Genomic DNA, 17790 nt, shown 5'->3' on the forward strand with positions numbered 1-17790 from the left:
GGATATGGAAAAAATGGTAGTCGAAAATGCAATGAAAATAATAAAAAAGCTAAAAGGAGTCCTTGACGTACAAGAGCTTTCAGAGGAAGATAAAAAAGCTCTGCTTGAAATTGAATCCAACAGGAAAGGAGATATGATACCTGTAGTCAACACAGGACTGGAAGAATGTATGAAAAAAGATTTTTATTTAGCTGTGCTCAAAAATATGGAATTTAGGAGTCCTCCCATACCTACTGTACTTCTTGTAACTGATAAAGGCCGAATATTGGGAAAGGAGTTAATTTTGCCGCATGAAAAGGAAAAATATCAAAATAGAAAAGATGCATATTTTCTAAGCCCTGAATTTGTTATTTTCAAACCCGATGAATCAACAAGAGGCATGCAAAAAGAAAAAGAGTTTTTTCTTCTACCACCAGTACCTTTTCCAGAATTAGAAGATATTGCAGGAATATTTGATGTGGTATCATGCAGCCCTTCAACTGAGGGTGATTCATACCTCAAGGATAAATATGGATATCCTCAAGATCCCCACATCGCCACTATACTGGTTGGATTTTCTAGTAAAAGATAAGAAAAACTAAGAAAAAGGAAAAATAATCTTTTTTAAGTTAGATATTGGATACTGTAAATTCGTTACGTGCTTCAATCATGGCTTTGATGTTTTCAAGAGGAGTGCTTGGAGCTAAACCACAACTTGGGGCTATTATATCTACTCCTGATTCTAAAACTTTTTTAACTTCTTCTTTAACCTGATCAGGTGAACCTCTAAAGAGTGTCTCGCTTGAAGAAATATTGCCTATGATTTTTGGGACTTTATCTCCTCCTCCCATGCTCATAGTTCTTCCGCCGACCCGTATGGTTTTTCCTCCACCTTTAATTGCTTCTTTTGCCCTTGCTATGTCTACTTTTTCTTCAATGCTTAGCCCATCAAAGCCTGTGGCTGCCATGTCTTTTATAATTGGTTCTGTGGATCCACATATGTGAAGGACTTTACTTGTGTTTATCTGCATGGATAAGTCTTCTAATCTTGGTTTAACGATAGTTTTAAACTGTAAAGGGTCAATAAGTTCGGGGGCGGACGTTGGATCAGCTACACAGATTATATCTGGGCCTGCATCAGCAATAGCGTTTGCATACTCAATAGATATATCAAGTGCTTCATCTAAAGCTGATTCAACTTCATTTTGCCGGGTTCTCATGTACCTTACAAGTTTTTCGACACCTAGCAGATGTCCTGTGAGGGTGAAAGGACCGGTAATTCCAACGATAATTGGAAGTGTATCTCCATATTTGTCCTTTAATTTCTTAATTGCGTCTAGTACAACTGGAATCCGCCCTTTACTGAGAAAATCATCAGGCATACTTATATCGCTGCTGCTTTCAAATGGGCTTTCCACAACCTGGGGAGTTCTATCTTTGTTACCAAGGTCCACTTTACAGCCCATGGCTTCAGCTTCAATTGTAAGACAGAACGGAATTCTTGCGCATTCCAATCCTGCAAGTTCGTAGAGAGAACTTCCGAGTGCTGCCATTTTTTCCGCGTCACTGTGCGCTTCTGGCCAAAATGCGTCTGTTTTTTCCATAGCTTCAGTTATGCCAAGTTGGGTAACACTGACTACTGGTGTAACATCGGTTTCTTCATCTCTAAGTACTGCAAGTACATTTTCTTTTAGATTCATAAAACTCACTGTACTTAATATGTTATTTAAATTGTTTAAATTTTTGGTGTCAATTTTACATAAAAGCTGGAAAAACATCTGTTGAAACATTCTAAATGTAAAATTCAGGATATTCATGTAGTTAAAAATGATTTATTTGAAATTAATATTTTCATTTTTATTTTTCGGCTGATTAAGTTATTATTTGTTTCAACAATCTAATTTAATGAGTTGTTTTTATATTATGAATGGTTAAAACTATATATTACTAATTATAAATATATTAATAATATTTGCTGGCCCAATGAAATATTTTTAAAATATACAGCTAAATGGAGGTAATTTAAATGAAAAAATATTTAGCATTGCTGATATCTCTCTTAACATTAAGTCTTCTGGTTTCAGGAGCATCTGCAGCACAAAATCAGAACACTGCAACACATCCTATAATAAAAACAGAATTAGTTAAGGTAAACAAAGAATTTAGGGTAATTTTGAAAAGTAACCCCACTACTGGATATTCATGGACTCCTAAATTCGATCCAAAGTATATACAGCTTGTAAATTCAAAATATGTGCCTTATAAAACTTCAAACAATGTCGTTGGATCTGGGGGAGTTCAGATATTTACTTTCAAAGCAATTAAAAAAGGATTTTCACGAATTACATTTGAATATCAGAGATCATGGGAAACTGTTCCTCCTATAAAAGTAGAAACTTATAACATATTCGCTTTTAGATGGATATAGTTTAGATGCTGTAGAAATGTAGAATGTATTAATTTAAAGTTTGTTGAAACATGTTAAATGAACTTCGGATTTGTGGCTGCAAAACCTTTTGTATGCCGCAAAATACTTTGATACTTTTTTTGCGTCATTTAATTAATTAAAAAATGTATCTGTAAAATTGTGAGTATAAAACCAAGCAGTGCTCCTGTTATGACCTGCCCTACAGTGTGTCTTTTGAGATAAACTCTACTCCACATTACTATGGGAAGTACAGCGGCAAATATGGCTCCAACAGGACCAAACGTATAAATTAACACGACTGTGGGTCCTGCAACTCCCATTGCATGGATGCTGATTTTCCAGTAAAGATTTATAAAAAACACGATGAGTGTGTTTAAAAAGTAGCTGAACATTAAAATAGTGGTCATAACTGGTGCGTTTAGAGTATATAAAACTGCAGTTCCTATAAAATAAGATAAAATCACTATGATAAGGGGATAATTTCGGTCTTTCCTTTCAGGTATATCCATGTCCATTTTCTGACCACGATGCCGTTTACCTTCGATCCATCTAAGTACAAATAATACGGGTAATATGCATGTAAAAATGGCACATAGGATTGTTATAACTATAAAATCATGGAAATTCAGAAAATAGTAGTTTATTATTGCAAATGCAGGAATTGAAATTATGGGGGCATATGCAACATATGAAATAAACACTGCAAACTGTTTTTTAAAGTCATCTTTGATAAAATGGCCGGTCATAAAATTACCTAATGATACAAACATTGAATGTAGTGAATATTTAAATTTTTGTGATAATAAGATTTAGATATATTTAGTTTTTAGATTATTAACTGTTTCTACTTACTACAGTTAGGTAATATGTCATGAATCGGAGGTATGTGTCAAAGAGTTAGATTCTCAAAAACTCATCTGGAGCAAGACTAGTAGCTAACATTACCATGTTTATATCTTTATGATCGGTCCAGCTGCTGTATTTTCTGTTTTCATTAATTATCCAGAATTGATCTATACTTTCACCAGCGGGTTTATATCTTAAGAGAGATTCAACCCCCTGCTGCAGGGAATTATTAAACACGTCTGGATTCTCTTTGATTAATCCGTGCATCTTTTCAACACCTTTTAAACCAATTGATAGTCCAAGTTCGCGGAAAGCAAGGCGGTATCCTGCAGGAAGATCTAAGGAGTTACCCGCCACAAAAGATCCAAGACAAGGTAATGAGGAGTCTATAATTGTTTTAAGCAGATCGATGTAAGAAAAACCGTTTGTTATCAATTGTGCAGTTCTTGCTGCATCGGATAATAGGCCGCCGATGCCTAAAGAATCATTTGTAACCATACTTTGGCCCCTGCAAATATGGGCCATATCATTTATCTCGGCACTGAGATCGAATTCAGACAGCTGTTTGAAATTTCTGGCCGCCGCCTGCAGCTCACTGTAGGTTATGAAACCGTCGAGTGGGTCATGCTGTCCCATGGCAAAAACAAGAGGATAGGTAAGGTCAATGCTCATTTTCCAGTGCATTTGCTTTTGGTGGTTTGAAGATGGGGCATAGGTAAAACTGGCATGAGCAGCTTGTGCTAGCTCAATTGCCCATCGCAAATAGCTTGGGTTTCCAGAAACTTGACTAACTCGGTTTAAAGCGTGCATCCACTTTGTCAGGTAATGGTAGTACTGTCCATCTTGGTCCCATTCTATGCTCTCATCGAACCGTTCATTATGTTTGCGCTCAGGCAGCGGCTTTCCAATCCTGAGGCCTCCTTTTGTGGGATGTAGTTCCCCTTCACCCTCGTCAAAGCCGCTGATCCATCCTGAGCGGGGATCGTCCGCACGATGTTTGCCTAATGTATGGTGCACCTGGTTAACTAACTGAAATGCGAGATTTAAATAAGTTTTATCATCCGTCTGGCGGAAAAGTTCAAGGAAATTACAGACTGCAAATGCATCTGTCCATAAATAACGTCTAGGATTTGGCCTAACTGGTTCAAGGCCAGTTGAACTTGCAAAATCAAGCATAATTTCTTTAACTGAATCAAGATCCGTTTTTTGCATATTTTTCACCAAAATTTTATCATACCTATTTATCAATTTTGGCATACTTATAATTTGCCGTGCTTTAAATGAGTTATTTTTATTTTATGGGATTTATTAGGCAGTATTTTTTATTTATATTGTATAAAAATAGATTTTTTTTAATTTTTGGTTATAAATTGATATTTAAAACAGGTAGGTGGAAGAAAAAATAATTTTTGTAAAATAAGTGTTTTAATGTGTTATTCTGGGTATAAATTTCTTAGGGCATCTTTAAATGGCGATGGCCATAGACCACTTCTATCGTCCATTTCTTTAAGTGTTAGCCATTCTTTTGTCCATGTAAGCTCATTAAAATCATTCCATGTATTCTTACTTTTTCCTGTTACAAGATCAACATAAACATATTCAGTTATTTTATGGTCTACATCGTTATAGTAATATACAGGTACTTTCCAGATTTTTTTGCCATCTATAGTTACTTTACTAGGTTTCCCAACTCTAGCATTCTCTGACAGGCATTCGGAATGAATATCAGCAATATACTGTGCTTTCAGTTCATTCAGTGACCTCCATGTATTTGCAGGTTGGTTCAGGTCTCCATTTTGTTTGCTCATCAATGTTTTTGCATTAACAGTAACAATCATTGAATCATCCATTTTAACTATCCAGTACTTTCCATCGATGGTTAGAGAAGTATTAAATGTATGGCAAGTGTAAAAACCGCCTACTCCGCAGCATAATCTTGCTATTGATATGGCGGTTGCTTCAGGAGTTGAGTTGTCAAAAGAAAGGTATTCATCACTATCTGAATTATTATTGCCTGTGATTGAATTTGAGGCATCTATTGAAGTGTCTGTAATAGTTGAAAAGATTATAAATGCTGCAATAGCTAAAACAAGGGTAACACTTATTAAACCACATGCAATCAGTAAATTTTTTCTAATCATGATATAACTCTTTATTCCAGGTATAAATCTCTTAAAGCATCTCTAAAAGGTGATGGCCACCAACCACTCTTCTCATCTACCTCTTTAAGTGTTAACCAGCCGTCTGTTCCAGGGTCATCGTTAAAAATGTAACAATAAATGTCATAAAAAATGTCGCTGTATAATTTTTTACTTTTTCCTGTTGCAAGATCAACATAAACATATCCAACTAATTGATCATCATAGCCTCCTTGCCAGCTACTAACGATAGTATATATTGGTACTTTCCAGATGTTTTTACCATTTAAAGTTATTTTATGAGATTCCCCAACTGTTTCGTCACCAGTACTTTGAATATCTGCAGTATATTGTGCTTTCAGTGCATCCAATGACTGCCATGTATTCACAGGCGGGTTTAAATCTCCATTTTGTTTGCTCATCAATGTTTTTGCATCAACAGTAACAACCATTAAATCATCCATTTTAACTATCCAGTACTTTTTATCAGGAGTTAAAGAAGTATTAAATGTATGGGATGTATAAAAACCACTTAATCCTTGATATAACCTTGCTATAGATATAGCAATTAATTTGGAAGTTGAATTATCAAATGTGGTGTAATCTTTGGAAAAGTCCTCTGGAAAAGTTTCATTTGTTGAAGATTCATTTACTGAATTCAATCCATCTGTTATATTTTTAGCCGATGAATTTAAATCATGTAAATTTCCAGCAGATATTGAATCATCGGCACTGGTTGAATTAGGGAATATAATTGGTCCTATACCTATTAAAACAATTATAATACCTGTTAAAATGCCGACAATTAGTAAATTTTTCTTTTCCATGATTAAACTTCCTTTATTTGTTATAAGTAAACTTTAAGATGAAAATATTATTCTAAAAAATTAAAAAAATATGAGAATTGTCTTTTGATTTTTATAAGCTTGAAATTAGGTCAATATGTAACTATTAGATGGATTTGTGATGAGTTGGCGATTAGCAGAGCTGCAGTTATTAGGAAGAAGAATGCATCATCAATCCTTAAATTTTTGTGGTATAAGTTGGAAAGGAAAATAGCTACTAAACCAAGGAACACTCCAAGACCCAGTATAGCAAATATTTCCATTTTGAGATCATATCCTATGGACAAAAGGATTATACCTGCCATAGCAACATTTCCTATGGAATTCCAAGGCTTATTATTCCTGTAAGCCGTCCATAATCCATATGCTAAACAACATAATAAAAGGCCAATAATTAACCATAGGCCTAAATGTACAATATCTATAATGATCACCCCCATTGTGCTTCATAGACAGTAACAACACCAGCAAATATAAGGCCGGGATTACCAGTAGCTATACCTGCACCTATACCTGCACATCCAAGTATTTTCAAACCCGTACGAGGCCAGTCAATAGTATATCTCATCCCTTTGATTTTTTGCATTTCTTCATTACTCAATATTGTACCACTAGCAAGTTGTTTATCGTTTGAATTATTTGTTATAACTAATGCGTCTCCACTGTAGGCTGCTTTAAAATTGGCCATAGTCATGTTAATGTTTCCAATGCTCGGATCTGCAAGATAAACTGTTTCATTGGTTATATTTGTTATAACACTGTAGTGTCCTTCTCCGATGGTTAAATACACTATATTACCTGATTGAAGCTTATCAACCGATAAACTCATTCCATATGCAAATAAACCTTCACTTTGTGCTGCTTGAGCAAGTCCATACATTGTTGTTCCAGTTCCATCTGTTCCAGCAAGAGTTGCAAGTTGATCTTGTGTAATGTTAATATCAAAGTAATTTTGCACAACTGTAGCAAGTGCTGCAGGCCCACAATTATGATCTGTATTTGCCATTATGATTCCAGTGGTGTTTTTCTGAGATATGTTATCATTCAAATTTTTTGTGGATGTATGGAATGATTTATTGGTATTATTAACTACAATTGTATCATTAGGTGTATCGTTTATACTTGCTTGAATGTTGTTTACAGAGCTTCCTGTACAGTTGGCAGCAGATACTGCCCCTGTAAACATAATTGCCATGGTAAATAGGCTTATAAAAACTAAAATTTTTGTTAAATTATTCATACTTCACCTCTTATTAATGTAATTAGTTACTTACATAAAATGGAAAGTAGGTATTAATTAACATTTTCCCTTGTAAAAATATTTTACCATTGTTTAGCGACATTGAAGACTTAATACTGGTAAAATTTAGTAATTAAATCCAACAATCAAAAATTTCAAAAAATAAAGGATTAAACAAAAGTAGCGGTTTATATTTAAAAAGATAAATAATAAAGTTCAATCCCAAACACAAAGCCTGAAAATATAACCATCACAGCTTTTAACACCAACTGCAACATCACCTGCTTCTTCCATGTCTGCATTGGCCGCAATTGTAATATTAAGCTGAGCTTCTGTGAGGTTGTATTTAGTGCTGTTAAGTGTCTGGTTTAAATAGATGCCTGCTACCTGTCCTGCTTCTTTGATCCCGCTTTGGTCATTATTATGGGTAGACAGTATATTGGCAATATTTTGAAGGACTGAAGGCTCTTCAGACCATTTTTTGTAAGCTGACATGGTTTCTAAGATATCTTGAGCGTTATGAGAGAGGCGAATCTGTGAAGATAGTGGAGTTTCATTTATACTGGCCACTGCAGCTAGTGCAATAAAAACAATTACTAGAGCAAGTACTGCGTCTAGAGTAAACACGAATCCATTATCGTCCATAAAATCATCCATTTTCAGTCAGTTACATGTCCTAATCTGTCAATGGATTATTTATGTGGTTCTATTCTCCAATTATTGAATTATAAAATAAGAGAACTGTAAAGAATTTATTTTTCCCTTACAGCTTTTACAACATCATCTTTTTTCTTTATGGCAGCTAAGGCAGCATTTTGGACCTTTTCTTTCATGATTTCAAAGTCTTCAGGAGTGGTATCTCCAACCACCTTTTTAATTTTGGTATAAGCTGCTTCTCTAAACAGAGGTGTTAATGCTTCTTCAGCGCCGTCTCTTATGAGTTTAGCTTTTCCAGTGTCGTCGACATAACCAATTTCAGCTATATCTACGTTAGCTCCAGAAACTGCTTTTTTAACTTCTTCAGCAACATCTTCTGGTGCTATTATCATAAGTGAATCCACTGAAACTCCAAGTGGGTCTATATCCAGCTTTTCGAGCATTTCAAGTACCTTTGGGTTTATCAGTTCCCTTATCTTATCATCGAAGACTGTAAGTCCAACTCCTGTAGTGCTTGCAATCTCATGTGCGTCCCCTCTAAGCCCTCCGTTTGTAACATCGGTCATGGCATGGACTTCGGGAAGTAACCCTGCATTTGAAATGGCTTCAGATGCTTTTATAAAACTTACATCCATTGTCTCGTCCACCACGTCGAACATACCGTGGTATATTGCAGTTGTGGTTATGGTTCCTCCTCCAGAACCTTCAGTCATTAAAATAACGTCTCCTTTTTTGGCACGTTTCCTTGCAGTTGGAGGATATTCAGATACTCCCACCGCACCCACTGCACTTACTAATCTATCACCTAAAACCATGTCCCCTCCAACTCTGAGGGTACTTCCTGCTACAAGCGGCACGTTTACAAGTTCTGAAACTGCACAAACCCCTGCAGTAAAGTCAAAGAGTTTTCCAACATCTCCATCATCTGCAAGGTGAAGATCGCTTAGTATCGCAACAGGGTCAGCTCCCATAACGCACACGTCTCGAAGTGATGCCCTGGCAACGTGAAATCCTCCTAAGAAAGGATATTCGCTTAAACGGGAGTGTATTCCATCAACTGCTGTTGTTACATAAATATCGTTAGATCCAACGCTTTTTTTAACTACTCCTCCATCGTCCTGGGCTTCTGGAGTTATAAATGCATTTGTATGGGTGCTTGACACGATATCTGCGATTCTTCTGTGAACGAAGAAATCTCCTTCTCCCCTGGAACCAACACCGATTTCTCCCATTTTAACGTCTGCTTTATTGTAATTTATTAAATCCCTCAGGAAATCATCTGGATGAGATTCAATTGTTAATGTGTTTTTAACCTCTTCAATCACAGCAGATGCCATTTTAGAAGCTTGTTCTGGATTTATATTTTTATATTCTAATATTTTGTCCCTTAAGCTATTTTCAACGGATTTTTCATCATTATGATTTATTGACTGTCTTACAAAGCCTTCTATGTCCACGTGATATCTCCTTGAATGTTTTAAATGAAATTTTATGATTTATATAAACTGATCTCCATATTCAATTGATCTTTATTGTGACTCTATTACATTTAAATATATAATTATAATATTCAAAAAGATCATATTTAATTTAAGGATTATACTGGCGGATTATGTTTGGACCATTATTGTTTGGGATAAGAAGCGGTTCAAAATAACTTAATCTGGCTTTGAAGTGAATAACATTTGAATTTATAATTTAACTGGGTGGTGAGGTAATTATGAAAAGAGATGTTATCAAGATTAATGAAGAAAAATGTACAGGATGCGGTGAATGTATTCCTGGATGTCCTGAAGGAGCTTTGCAGGTAATTGAAGGGAAGGCAAGACTGATAAGCGATTTATTCTGTGATGGTTTAGGGGCATGTATTGGAAACTGCCCTCAGGGAGCTATAGAAATTGAACAGAGAGAAGCAGAGCCTTATGATGAAAATAAAGTTATGAAAAATATAATAATGGGAGGACCTAGTGTTATATTGGCCCATTTAAAGCATCTCTCTGATCACGGCCAGAAAGACCTTCTTAATCAGGCGGTTGATTTTTTAAAAGAAAGGAACATTGATATCCCTGACTATGAAAAAGGAGCATCATTTGAATGCGCGTGTCCTGGTTCAATGGCAGTGGATTTGAGTCAAAAGCCTGAAACTGAAAATGAACCTCAGATAAGGGTTAGCCCGGAACTTAGAAACTGGCCGGTGCAATTACAGCTTTTAAATCCAAATGCACCTTATTTTAAAAATGCAGACCTTTTGATCTCAGCGGACTGTGCACCTTTTGCATATGCTAACTTTCATCAGGAATTCTTAAAGGACAAAGTTTTAATAATTCTTTGCCCGAAGCTGGATAAGACAATAGATAGGTATGTAGATAAATTGACTGAAATTTTCCAAAAACAGGACATAAACTCGATTTCAATAGTACATATGGAAGTTCCATGCTGCTCAGGAATTGAAGTTATAGTCAGGAGAGCATTAGAGAAAGCTCAAAAGGATATACCTCTTAAAGATTACACTATTTCTATATCTGGTGAACTAATACAGGCAAAATAAAAATGTAATTAAAGGTTTTATTGTCCTTTAATTTTTTAATTTAAAAAAAATTTCCTTATTTTGATGGAATACTCTTTACAAAATTCTTTAAGATGTTTAGACCCACTTCGCCGCTTTTTTCTGGGTGAAATTGAGTAGCAAAGACATTATCTCTGCACACTGCTGCAGTTAAGTCAATTCCATAGTTGGTGGTTGCAGCTATTATGTCTTCGTCATCTGGTTTTGCATAATATGAATGGACAAAGTACATATAATCATTTTCAATTCCATCGAGTATTGAACATTCATTTACAATTTTCAGGTTATTCCATCCCATATGTGGTATTTTGAGACCTTCTTCCGGAATTTTCATTACTTCGCCTTTGAATATATCGAGACCTTTTACTCCTTTATTTTCCTGGCTTTTTGTAAATAGTACCTGTAGTCCCAAACAAACCCCCAAAAATGGTTTTCCATTATTTATGTGTTCATGAATTATGTCTTTGTAGCTTTCAAGGTGTTCCATAGCTGTTCCAAATGCACCCACTCCGGGTAGGACCAGTGCATCAGCTTTTTCCATTTCACGGATGTCCTGAGATATTACTGTTTCTTCACCTATCTTTGTGAATCCATTTTTAATGCTTTTGAGGTTTCCGGATCCATAATTAATTATGACTATCATATTTACCCATTTTTAATCATTTAAAAAGTGTTTAAGGGGATATTGATTTATCTTGCGCTGCTCTGACATAGAAGTCGTTTACACGTATAGTATCGTTTAGATGTGGTGTTGAAACCTCGTGTAAAACTGTGTTTTCCATTGCAACTATGGAATGAGGTTTTCCTGGTTCTATCCTTACTGTGTCGTTCTTTCCAAAGTATTCTTTCCTGTCTTCAAATTCTATGTAACCAGAACCGCTTACTATGTACATGGTTTCATCTTTTTCAGCGTGGTAATGGAAAGAGGTTTGATACCCTTCTCTTATGAATAATTCTTTTGTCAGGTATTTTTCTGTGTAAATAAGGACCTTTTCATAGCCCCATGGTTTATCTTCCCTGTTTTTATATTCTTTTCTGATTTGTTCCAGTTCTTTGGAGGTATCAATTGCCATCCAGAAAAGACCATCTTCCTTGTAGTAACCAAGCTGGTTTTCACTGGCCATCATTGGGAATACAGTTTTTTCAATGTCTCCAATTTCGAAATCCCCAAAGTTAATTTCTCCATTTGAGAAATAAATTCCTCCATTGATATAATAATCGAGAACAGGTTTTTCCTTGAATGATACCAGTTTATCTCCACTAACTTCAACAATTCCGTATGGGGAAACCATTTTAGTTATAAACATGGAAAGAGGATAATCAGATTTTGCACCTTGATGAATCATTTTTTTAAGATTTAAATCAGCAACTACGTCTCCGTTCCGTATTACGCATTGCTCTTTGTTATTGATATGTTCCATACCTAATCGTATAGCATTTAAAGTTCCGAGTGGTTCATCTTCAATTACATACTCAATTTTCATCCCGTTGAAATCATTACCATATCGTTCTTCGATTTTTTCACTTAAAAATCCAGTTAACAGGAGCACACGATCCACACCCGCGTTTTTAAAGTCGAACATCTGCTTATCAAGAATTGTGTAGGTATCGTGACCTTCTAAAATGGAATAATCGTATTTAATTTCAACTAATGGCTTTGGAACTTTCTCTGTAAGCGGTCTTAATCTTTTACCAAAGCCCCCGCAAAGTATCATACCTGCTGTTTTGCTCATTTTATCACCATTTACTTATTAGTATAATATTTTGTTTTTATAAGATATTAATACTTTATCTTCACTTATTAAGAGTAAATTAATTTAATTTTGACTATCTAAATTTTATCAATTTGATTATATCAATTATAACTTTAAACTTAACTTAAAATCTCCCTTAAAACTTCACCGAAGTCAGATTGTACTATTTTATCAGTACCTAATGTTTTGGCGTGTGCATCAAGTTCTGTAACAACGTATTTGTATCCTATCTTTTTTAAGGGCTCTACTAATCTGGGACCGTCTGTTATTGCAAGGGTATCTGCATCTATGGTTTCTATTGGTACTGCATGAGGCACTCCTGCAACAATTACGAAATCGATATTTTTATCTTTTAGGGCTTTTGCAGCTTCTTCGCCTGTTACAGGATATTCATCGAGCCCGCCTGTTATTATGTCTATACTTAATCCAATTTTTTGAAGTTCTTTTTTAATATTGGCTGCATGATGTCTTATCCGTGGAAGTCCGATATTTTCATCAAGATTTGCAATTATAATCGGTTTGTTTTCGGGATTTATATTATCAAATGGAATTTTCAGGATATCGGCAAAAAGGTAAGAGGTCTCTTTTTTGGCATTGAGGATAATAGCGGTTTTTTCACCATTTTTAAGCTTTTCTATGAGTATATTTGCTATTTCACCCTTGTCATCACCATAAGATGGAGCTATATAACCTCCCTGTGCCATTCCACGGGTTTTTTCGATTTCTGTTGCTAATTTAAGCATTTTTGACTGTCTTTCACATTCTGCAACTGGTATGATGCCGTCTTTACTTGCAGCTTCCAGTACTGCTATGGCCCCTTCGGTATTGTCTCCTTCACTTAATCCACCATGGGATTCTACAGCAATTACTGTTGCATTTATATTTGCACTTTGGATTGCTTCTTTCAAGTCTTCTCCGATTATCATACTTGCACAGGTTCCAACGATCCCCACAAGTTTTGGAGAAAACATTGACTCCACTTCTTTTAACGTTTCTTCCAGTTTATCTGAAGCTCCAAAAATAAAGTCATTTTCAGACATTGCAGTAGTTACAACTCTCACTCCGTCATTTTCAAGGAGCCTTCCTGTTCTAAAACAGCAGCCGTGAGGGCCGTGAAGTATAATAACATCAGCATTCATGTCTCTTAATGTGTATAATGATGCAGCAATTGGACTTGGTCTTGGATGCAATTTTTCACCTCTAAAGTAACTGATTTCGTTGAATATGTATTTTAGTAGTTTTATCAATTTAAATAAGCTTAATCTTGTTTTATTTTATGTTAAAATATTAAATCAGCTAATATTTTTCACACAATGTTTTTTCTTTTAAGCCTATATTAACTCTGGTAAATATAAGATTTAAGGTGAGGAGCTGTATAATAATTATATATGTTTAATTAATATTTTAATAAATTGAAGTCTTGAATTGAGATTTAGATGGATGTAATGCTGTGGGGGCATGGTCAGTATAAGCTCTAAATTATTAGTGCTGGTTACGATGGCGGTACTATTATGCTCGGTAATAGTTAACCAGCAATATGCTATGGATAATAAGCAGAATATAGAGATCAAAACTCCTCAAACTTTAGAAACTCAAGTCTTAGGCAGTACTGGTAAAGGGACGGTAACTAAAACTGGTCCCTATGGAAATCCAAATTCAACTCGAAAAATTGCTATTATAGTGGGGGTACACCCTCTTGAAGCAAATGCACATAGAGCTATAATAGAATCTATTTTAAACAATTCTAAATCTCTTAAGAACTCATATTATATTTACAGTATTGATGTTACTGAAAATACTGATGATTATAAGAATGGACGGATAAATGGCCAGCAGCTGGCCAATAAATATGTGGTTTCAGATATAAAGAAAAATCATTTTGAACTGGTAATAGATGTGCATTCCAATAGGGGTAAAGATACTGGTTATAAAGAAAATAGGTTTTTATCAGTACCGGCAAAATCTAATAAGTCTAAATCAATCGCGTCTAAGATTATAAAAGAGATATCATGGCTTGTTTATTATATACCTCCAAATGGAAAAGATCCTAAAAGTCCTAAATATGTAACAGTTCCTTTAATTAATTCTAAAATACCTTCAATTGTATATGAAACATATATGTATGAACCATATGGAACTACGCTGGCACATGCAAATGAATTTATTAAGACTGTAGATAGTATAAAATTAAAGTAACATGTTCAAAGTGGATTTATATAAAGCTTTTTTTAACTTTAAAATACATCTATGATATGAATTAGTTAAATAATTAAACATTAGATCTATGGTTAACAGAATGATAATCCAAAACATAATCACGGGAAAATTCGTAGAAAGGCCAAATAGGTTCACTGTGACATTTCAACTCGGAAACAAATTAGAAAATGCTCATTTGAGGGATCCTGGAAGACTTAAAGAACTTTTAACTCCTGATGCTGATTTGCTTTTAAGACGCGCATTGAAATTGGGGAATAGAAAGACAAAGTACGATGTGATAGGAGTTTTAAAAGGTGATCTGTGGATATTGATAAATTCTGGTTTTCACAGTGACATTGCAGTTGATTTAATAGATTCTCAGATAATAGATGAATTTAAGGGCTATTCTGTTTTGAAAAGGGAATATACTTACGGTAAAAGCAGAATTGATTTTCTTTTAACTGATAATAATGAAGAAAAAATGCTTGTTGAAGTTAAAGGCTGTACTCTAGTTGAAGATGGTCTGGCGTTATTTCCTGATGCACCGACTTTAAGGGGTAAAAAACATGTTGAAGAACTCATATCTGCTAAGAGTGAAGGTTTGAATGCATCAATTCTTTTCCTTATATTGTGTGAAGATGCGGTAGAATTTTCGCCAAACTTTAAGATGGATCCTGAGTTTTCAGCATCATTAGAAATGGCTTATAAAAATGGAGTTAATGCAGTTGCTTATTCATTTAAAAATAATTTAAAAAAAGAAAGTTTGGAAATAACTCCTTTGAAGAGAGTTAAAATAAGTTTTAAAAATTATCACTGATTTTTCAATTTTTCAAACTCTTCTGGTTTTCCAATTCCAAGTATTACGTCTCCAGCATGTATTACATAGTCTCTTGGTGGATCTATGGTTAAATCACCTTTTTTCCCAACACCAACCAGTACAACCCCTGTTTTTTCGTGTATATCTGCTTCACGTACTGTTTTACCGTTGAAATAACTTTTTTCAGCCACTTCTACCTCTTTCATTTCCCTGTTTTTGTGTTCTGCCAGGACTTCCTGGACAAACATGGCTTCATATCCATCGTCGATACTCTTTTGCATAAGCCTTCCTGAAATTACAAATGGGGATATAACTTGATTTGCCCCTGCAAGCTGTATTTGCTCTATGTTTTCATAACGCTGAACTTCTGCAATTATTCTAACATCTTGATCTAATTTACGAATGCTTAGTATACAGTGTATCGTTTGAGAATCAGATTCCATATCTACAATTATGGCCTTAGCTCCGACTACGTTGGCTTTTTCAAGGTCTTTGACGCGTGTAGGGTCTCCATGTACAAATGAAGCTCCATTTTTCAGTGCTTTTTTCTTCACCTCTTCATTTTCGTCAACTACAAAAACTGCATTATCTTTTCCAATTTCTTTGATACATTCTGCTGTACTTTCAGTCCACCCGCATATTACAACATGCTGTGATTTTTTCACTTTAATCAGCCCCATTAACTTCATCTGCTGTCTTTCAAACAGGAATTCCAAAATCTCTCCAACTGCAATTGCAAAACTTCCAATACCCAGTACTATAAGTGAGATAGCGAAATACATGCCTAAAGGAGTTTTAGGACTGTAATCACCGTATCCTACAGTTCCTATGGTAACAAAAGTCCAGTATAATGATACAGTCCATGTTTGATTTTCTATCAGGTGGAATCCAATTACTCCGTAGGCAATCACTATAAATATCCATATTAGAATACGGGTCATACGTAGTTTGATTAAATTAGGGAGGTGTTTCCTTAATATTTCTATTATCACTACCATTTAAATTACCTTAAAACTATGGATTTATAAGTTACTTCCTGAGGAAGAAGAACCATACTGCGAGAACTATAATTGCAATTATGATAATTATGATGATAATTGCAATCCACCATCCAGATCCATCGTCAGTTGAACCGTCATCTGTATCATCGTCGTCGCCATCGTGAATTTTTTTGCTGCTGGATTTAGAACTGCTTGAGCTTCCTCCACGGCTGCTTCCTCCACCTTTAAGTAAAGGAGCTGTGTTGTCTAAAACAACTGGATTACTAGTTTGTATGCTAGGTCCGGTGGAACTTGTTTCTTGAGCAAAAACCCCACTTGGGGCTCCAATAAGCCCAAATATCAAAAATATTGTTATTATATATGTTAATATCTTCATTTTAAATCCCCTCTAATTGGTATTATCTGATATGATTAATAATTATAAAAAGGTTTGCTTATTAATGTTGGGCCGGATTTTATAACACATTAAGCCTTAAAATAATAATTTGTGAAGATTTAAGATGTTTTGTAAAATATAAGAAAAATAGAAAAAACCCACAAACACAAGGCGTTTGGGGATTTGAATAAATTAAAAATTTAAATTATTTCCTTTTAGATAATCCCATTCCAGCAAGGATCATTAAAGTTGCTGTTAGCGCTCCTGCAATAGGAACTCCTGTTTTTTGCATTGGAATGGTTTTTTCTGTTGTATTAGTTACCTCAGGTGTTTCTGAATAAGGATCAACTGTTACGTTTGCCTGATTATTGTCCAGATTTGGGTCAGTACCTAAATCATCGTCTGCTGCAGACACGCCTGGGATGACTAAAAGACCTAAGATTAAAAGGATAGCTAATATTCCTGCATATGTCTTCATTTTAAACCTCCATTTTATTCTTTTATTACCTACTATAAATAATAGGTATAAAAATGTTTTTGTGTTTTAAACAATTTTATCATTTAAGTCACGATTCTCAGTGACTTATTAAACTTTTAAATAAACTTTTAATATTTATGGTGTAATATTTGGCTTAAAAAGGAAAAATAAAAGGATATGAATTTAATCATAAATCCTTATTCTCTTTAAATTAAACCAGTTAGTTACTCCTTTTTCATTTTACCTACTTCATGATTGCAGTCCCTTTTATACTGGCAGTACTTGTTAACCGAACATTTGAAACGACAGCTTGTGCTACGATATGTAACACTAATTTTCCTCCGTTTTTGAGGTTACCGATGGTCCATACTCCTGTTTTAGAGTTATACTGAATGTTCTTGTCTTTGGATATGTATTTGAATCCTTTAGGCATTTTAAGAGTTACAGTAACGTTTTTAGCGTTCATTGG

21 protein-coding genes are annotated in these 17790 nt (G+C 34.8%); 5 read left to right on the forward strand and 16 right to left on the reverse strand.

Annotation, left to right across the window (positions count from 1 at the left end):
* The first annotated feature begins 4 nt into the window (after nt 1-4).
* Complete coding sequence (locus EJ01_RS10085; protein WP_245611196.1) at nt 5-571, forward strand: hypothetical protein; 567 nt, start codon at nt 5-7, stop codon at nt 569-571.
* Between the two features lie 37 nt (nt 572-608).
* On the opposite strand, the gene mtaA is transcribed toward EJ01_RS10085, so the two are convergent.
* Nucleotides 609-1679: a methylcobamide:CoM methyltransferase MtaA gene (gene mtaA, locus EJ01_RS10090; protein ID WP_048081962.1), complete on the reverse strand. Its 1071-nt coding sequence runs from the start codon at nt 1677-1679 to the stop codon at nt 609-611.
* A gap of 326 nt (nt 1680-2005) precedes the next feature.
* Here mtaA and EJ01_RS10095 point away from each other — a divergent pair, with 326 nt between their 5' ends.
* Entirely contained in the window at nt 2006-2407 is a 402-nt protein-coding gene (locus EJ01_RS10095; protein ID WP_048081963.1) for a protease inhibitor I42 family protein, read from the forward strand.
* Between the two features lie 128 nt (nt 2408-2535).
* On the opposite strand, the gene EJ01_RS10100 is transcribed toward EJ01_RS10095, so the two are convergent.
* From EJ01_RS10100 to EJ01_RS10135, 8 genes are all read right to left on the reverse strand, one after another.
* Nucleotides 2536-3153, reverse strand: a complete 618-nt coding sequence (locus tag EJ01_RS10100; RefSeq protein ID WP_048081964.1) for a phosphatase PAP2 family protein — start codon at nt 3151-3153, stop codon at nt 2536-2538.
* 151 nt (nt 3154-3304) lie between these two features.
* Nucleotides 3305-4465 carry a glycoside hydrolase family protein gene (locus EJ01_RS10105; RefSeq protein WP_048081965.1) on the reverse strand — a complete coding sequence of 387 codons (1161 nt, stop codon included), beginning with the start codon at nt 4463-4465 and terminating at the stop codon, nt 3305-3307.
* A 221-nt stretch (nt 4466-4686) separates the two neighbouring features.
* Nucleotides 4687-5394, reverse strand: a complete 708-nt coding sequence (locus EJ01_RS10110; RefSeq protein WP_048081966.1) for a hypothetical protein — start codon at nt 5392-5394, stop codon at nt 4687-4689.
* A gap of 11 nt (nt 5395-5405) precedes the next feature.
* On the reverse strand, nt 5406-6218 hold the full coding sequence (locus tag EJ01_RS10115) for a hypothetical protein (protein ID WP_048081967.1): 813 nt from the start codon (nt 6216-6218) through the stop codon (nt 5406-5408).
* Between the two features lie 110 nt (nt 6219-6328).
* The gene (locus EJ01_RS10120; protein ID WP_048081968.1) at nt 6329-6676 is read right to left on the reverse strand and encodes a hypothetical protein; all 348 of its coding nucleotides are present in this window, start codon (nt 6674-6676) and stop codon (nt 6329-6331) included.
* On the reverse strand, nt 6667-7476 hold the full coding sequence (locus tag EJ01_RS16560; RefSeq protein ID WP_052376057.1) for a cysteine peptidase family C39 domain-containing protein: 810 nt from the start codon (nt 7474-7476) through the stop codon (nt 6667-6669). The genes EJ01_RS10120 and EJ01_RS16560 overlap by 10 nt, the downstream gene beginning before the upstream one ends.
* Before the next feature lie 216 nt (nt 7477-7692).
* Nucleotides 7693-8121 carry a hypothetical protein gene (locus tag EJ01_RS10130; RefSeq protein ID WP_048081969.1) on the reverse strand — a complete coding sequence of 143 codons (429 nt, stop codon included), beginning with the start codon at nt 8119-8121 and terminating at the stop codon, nt 7693-7695.
* Between the two features lie 107 nt (nt 8122-8228).
* Nucleotides 8229-9590 (reverse strand): AIR synthase-related protein, encoded by a 1362-nt coding sequence (locus tag EJ01_RS10135; RefSeq protein ID WP_048081970.1) that lies wholly within the window; start codon nt 9588-9590, stop codon nt 8229-8231.
* Between the two features lie 263 nt (nt 9591-9853).
* Between EJ01_RS10135 and EJ01_RS10140 the strand changes: the two genes are divergently transcribed.
* On the forward strand, nt 9854-10681 hold the full coding sequence (locus tag EJ01_RS10140; protein ID WP_048081971.1) for an ATP-binding protein: 828 nt from the start codon (nt 9854-9856) through the stop codon (nt 10679-10681).
* Nucleotides 10682-10736: 55 nt separating this feature from the next.
* Here EJ01_RS10140 and hisH read toward each other — a convergent pair whose 3' ends face one another.
* The 3 genes from hisH to cfbD form a co-directional block, all read right to left on the reverse strand.
* Nucleotides 10737-11342, reverse strand: coding sequence for an imidazole glycerol phosphate synthase subunit HisH (gene hisH, locus EJ01_RS10145; protein WP_048081972.1), 606 nt, complete (start codon nt 11340-11342; stop codon nt 10737-10739).
* 31 nt (nt 11343-11373) lie between these two features.
* Nucleotides 11374-12432, reverse strand: a complete 1059-nt coding sequence (locus tag EJ01_RS10150; RefSeq protein ID WP_048081973.1) for a sugar phosphate nucleotidyltransferase — start codon at nt 12430-12432, stop codon at nt 11374-11376.
* 140 nt (nt 12433-12572) lie between these two features.
* Entirely contained in the window at nt 12573-13643 is a 1071-nt protein-coding gene (cfbD, locus tag EJ01_RS10155; RefSeq protein WP_048081974.1) for a Ni-sirohydrochlorin a,c-diamide reductive cyclase catalytic subunit, read from the reverse strand.
* A 268-nt stretch (nt 13644-13911) separates the two neighbouring features.
* On the opposite strand from cfbD, the gene EJ01_RS10160 reads away from it, so the two are divergent.
* The gene (locus EJ01_RS10160; protein WP_157197615.1) at nt 13912-14649 is read left to right on the forward strand and encodes a hypothetical protein; all 738 of its coding nucleotides are present in this window, start codon (nt 13912-13914) and stop codon (nt 14647-14649) included.
* Between the two features lie 100 nt (nt 14650-14749).
* Nucleotides 14750-15466 (forward strand): DNA/RNA nuclease SfsA, encoded by a 717-nt coding sequence (gene sfsA, locus EJ01_RS10165; RefSeq protein ID WP_048081976.1) that lies wholly within the window; start codon nt 14750-14752, stop codon nt 15464-15466.
* Here the strand turns inward: sfsA and EJ01_RS10170 are convergent.
* The 4 genes from EJ01_RS10170 to EJ01_RS17540 form a co-directional block, all read right to left on the reverse strand.
* Complete coding sequence (locus EJ01_RS10170) at nt 15460-16464, reverse strand: potassium channel family protein (protein ID WP_048081977.1); 1005 nt, start codon at nt 16462-16464, stop codon at nt 15460-15462. The two genes, sfsA and EJ01_RS10170, sit on opposite strands and share 7 nt — an antisense overlap.
* Before the next feature lie 31 nt (nt 16465-16495).
* Nucleotides 16496-16843: a hypothetical protein gene (locus EJ01_RS16565; protein ID WP_052376059.1), complete on the reverse strand. Its 348-nt coding sequence runs from the start codon at nt 16841-16843 to the stop codon at nt 16496-16498.
* A 205-nt stretch (nt 16844-17048) separates the two neighbouring features.
* A complete protein-coding gene (locus EJ01_RS10180; protein ID WP_048081978.1) occupies nt 17049-17321 on the reverse strand; it encodes a hypothetical protein in 273 nt (90 codons plus the stop codon).
* Nucleotides 17322-17565: 244 nt separating this feature from the next.
* Nucleotides 17566-17790 (reverse strand): DUF11 domain-containing protein (locus EJ01_RS17540; protein ID WP_169740460.1); only part of this gene is annotated, 225 nt, incomplete at its 5' end.

Source organism: Methanobacterium veterum, assembly GCF_000745485.1.
Taxonomy (GTDB): Archaea; Methanobacteriota; Methanobacteria; order Methanobacteriales; family Methanobacteriaceae; genus Methanobacterium_D; species Methanobacterium_D veterum.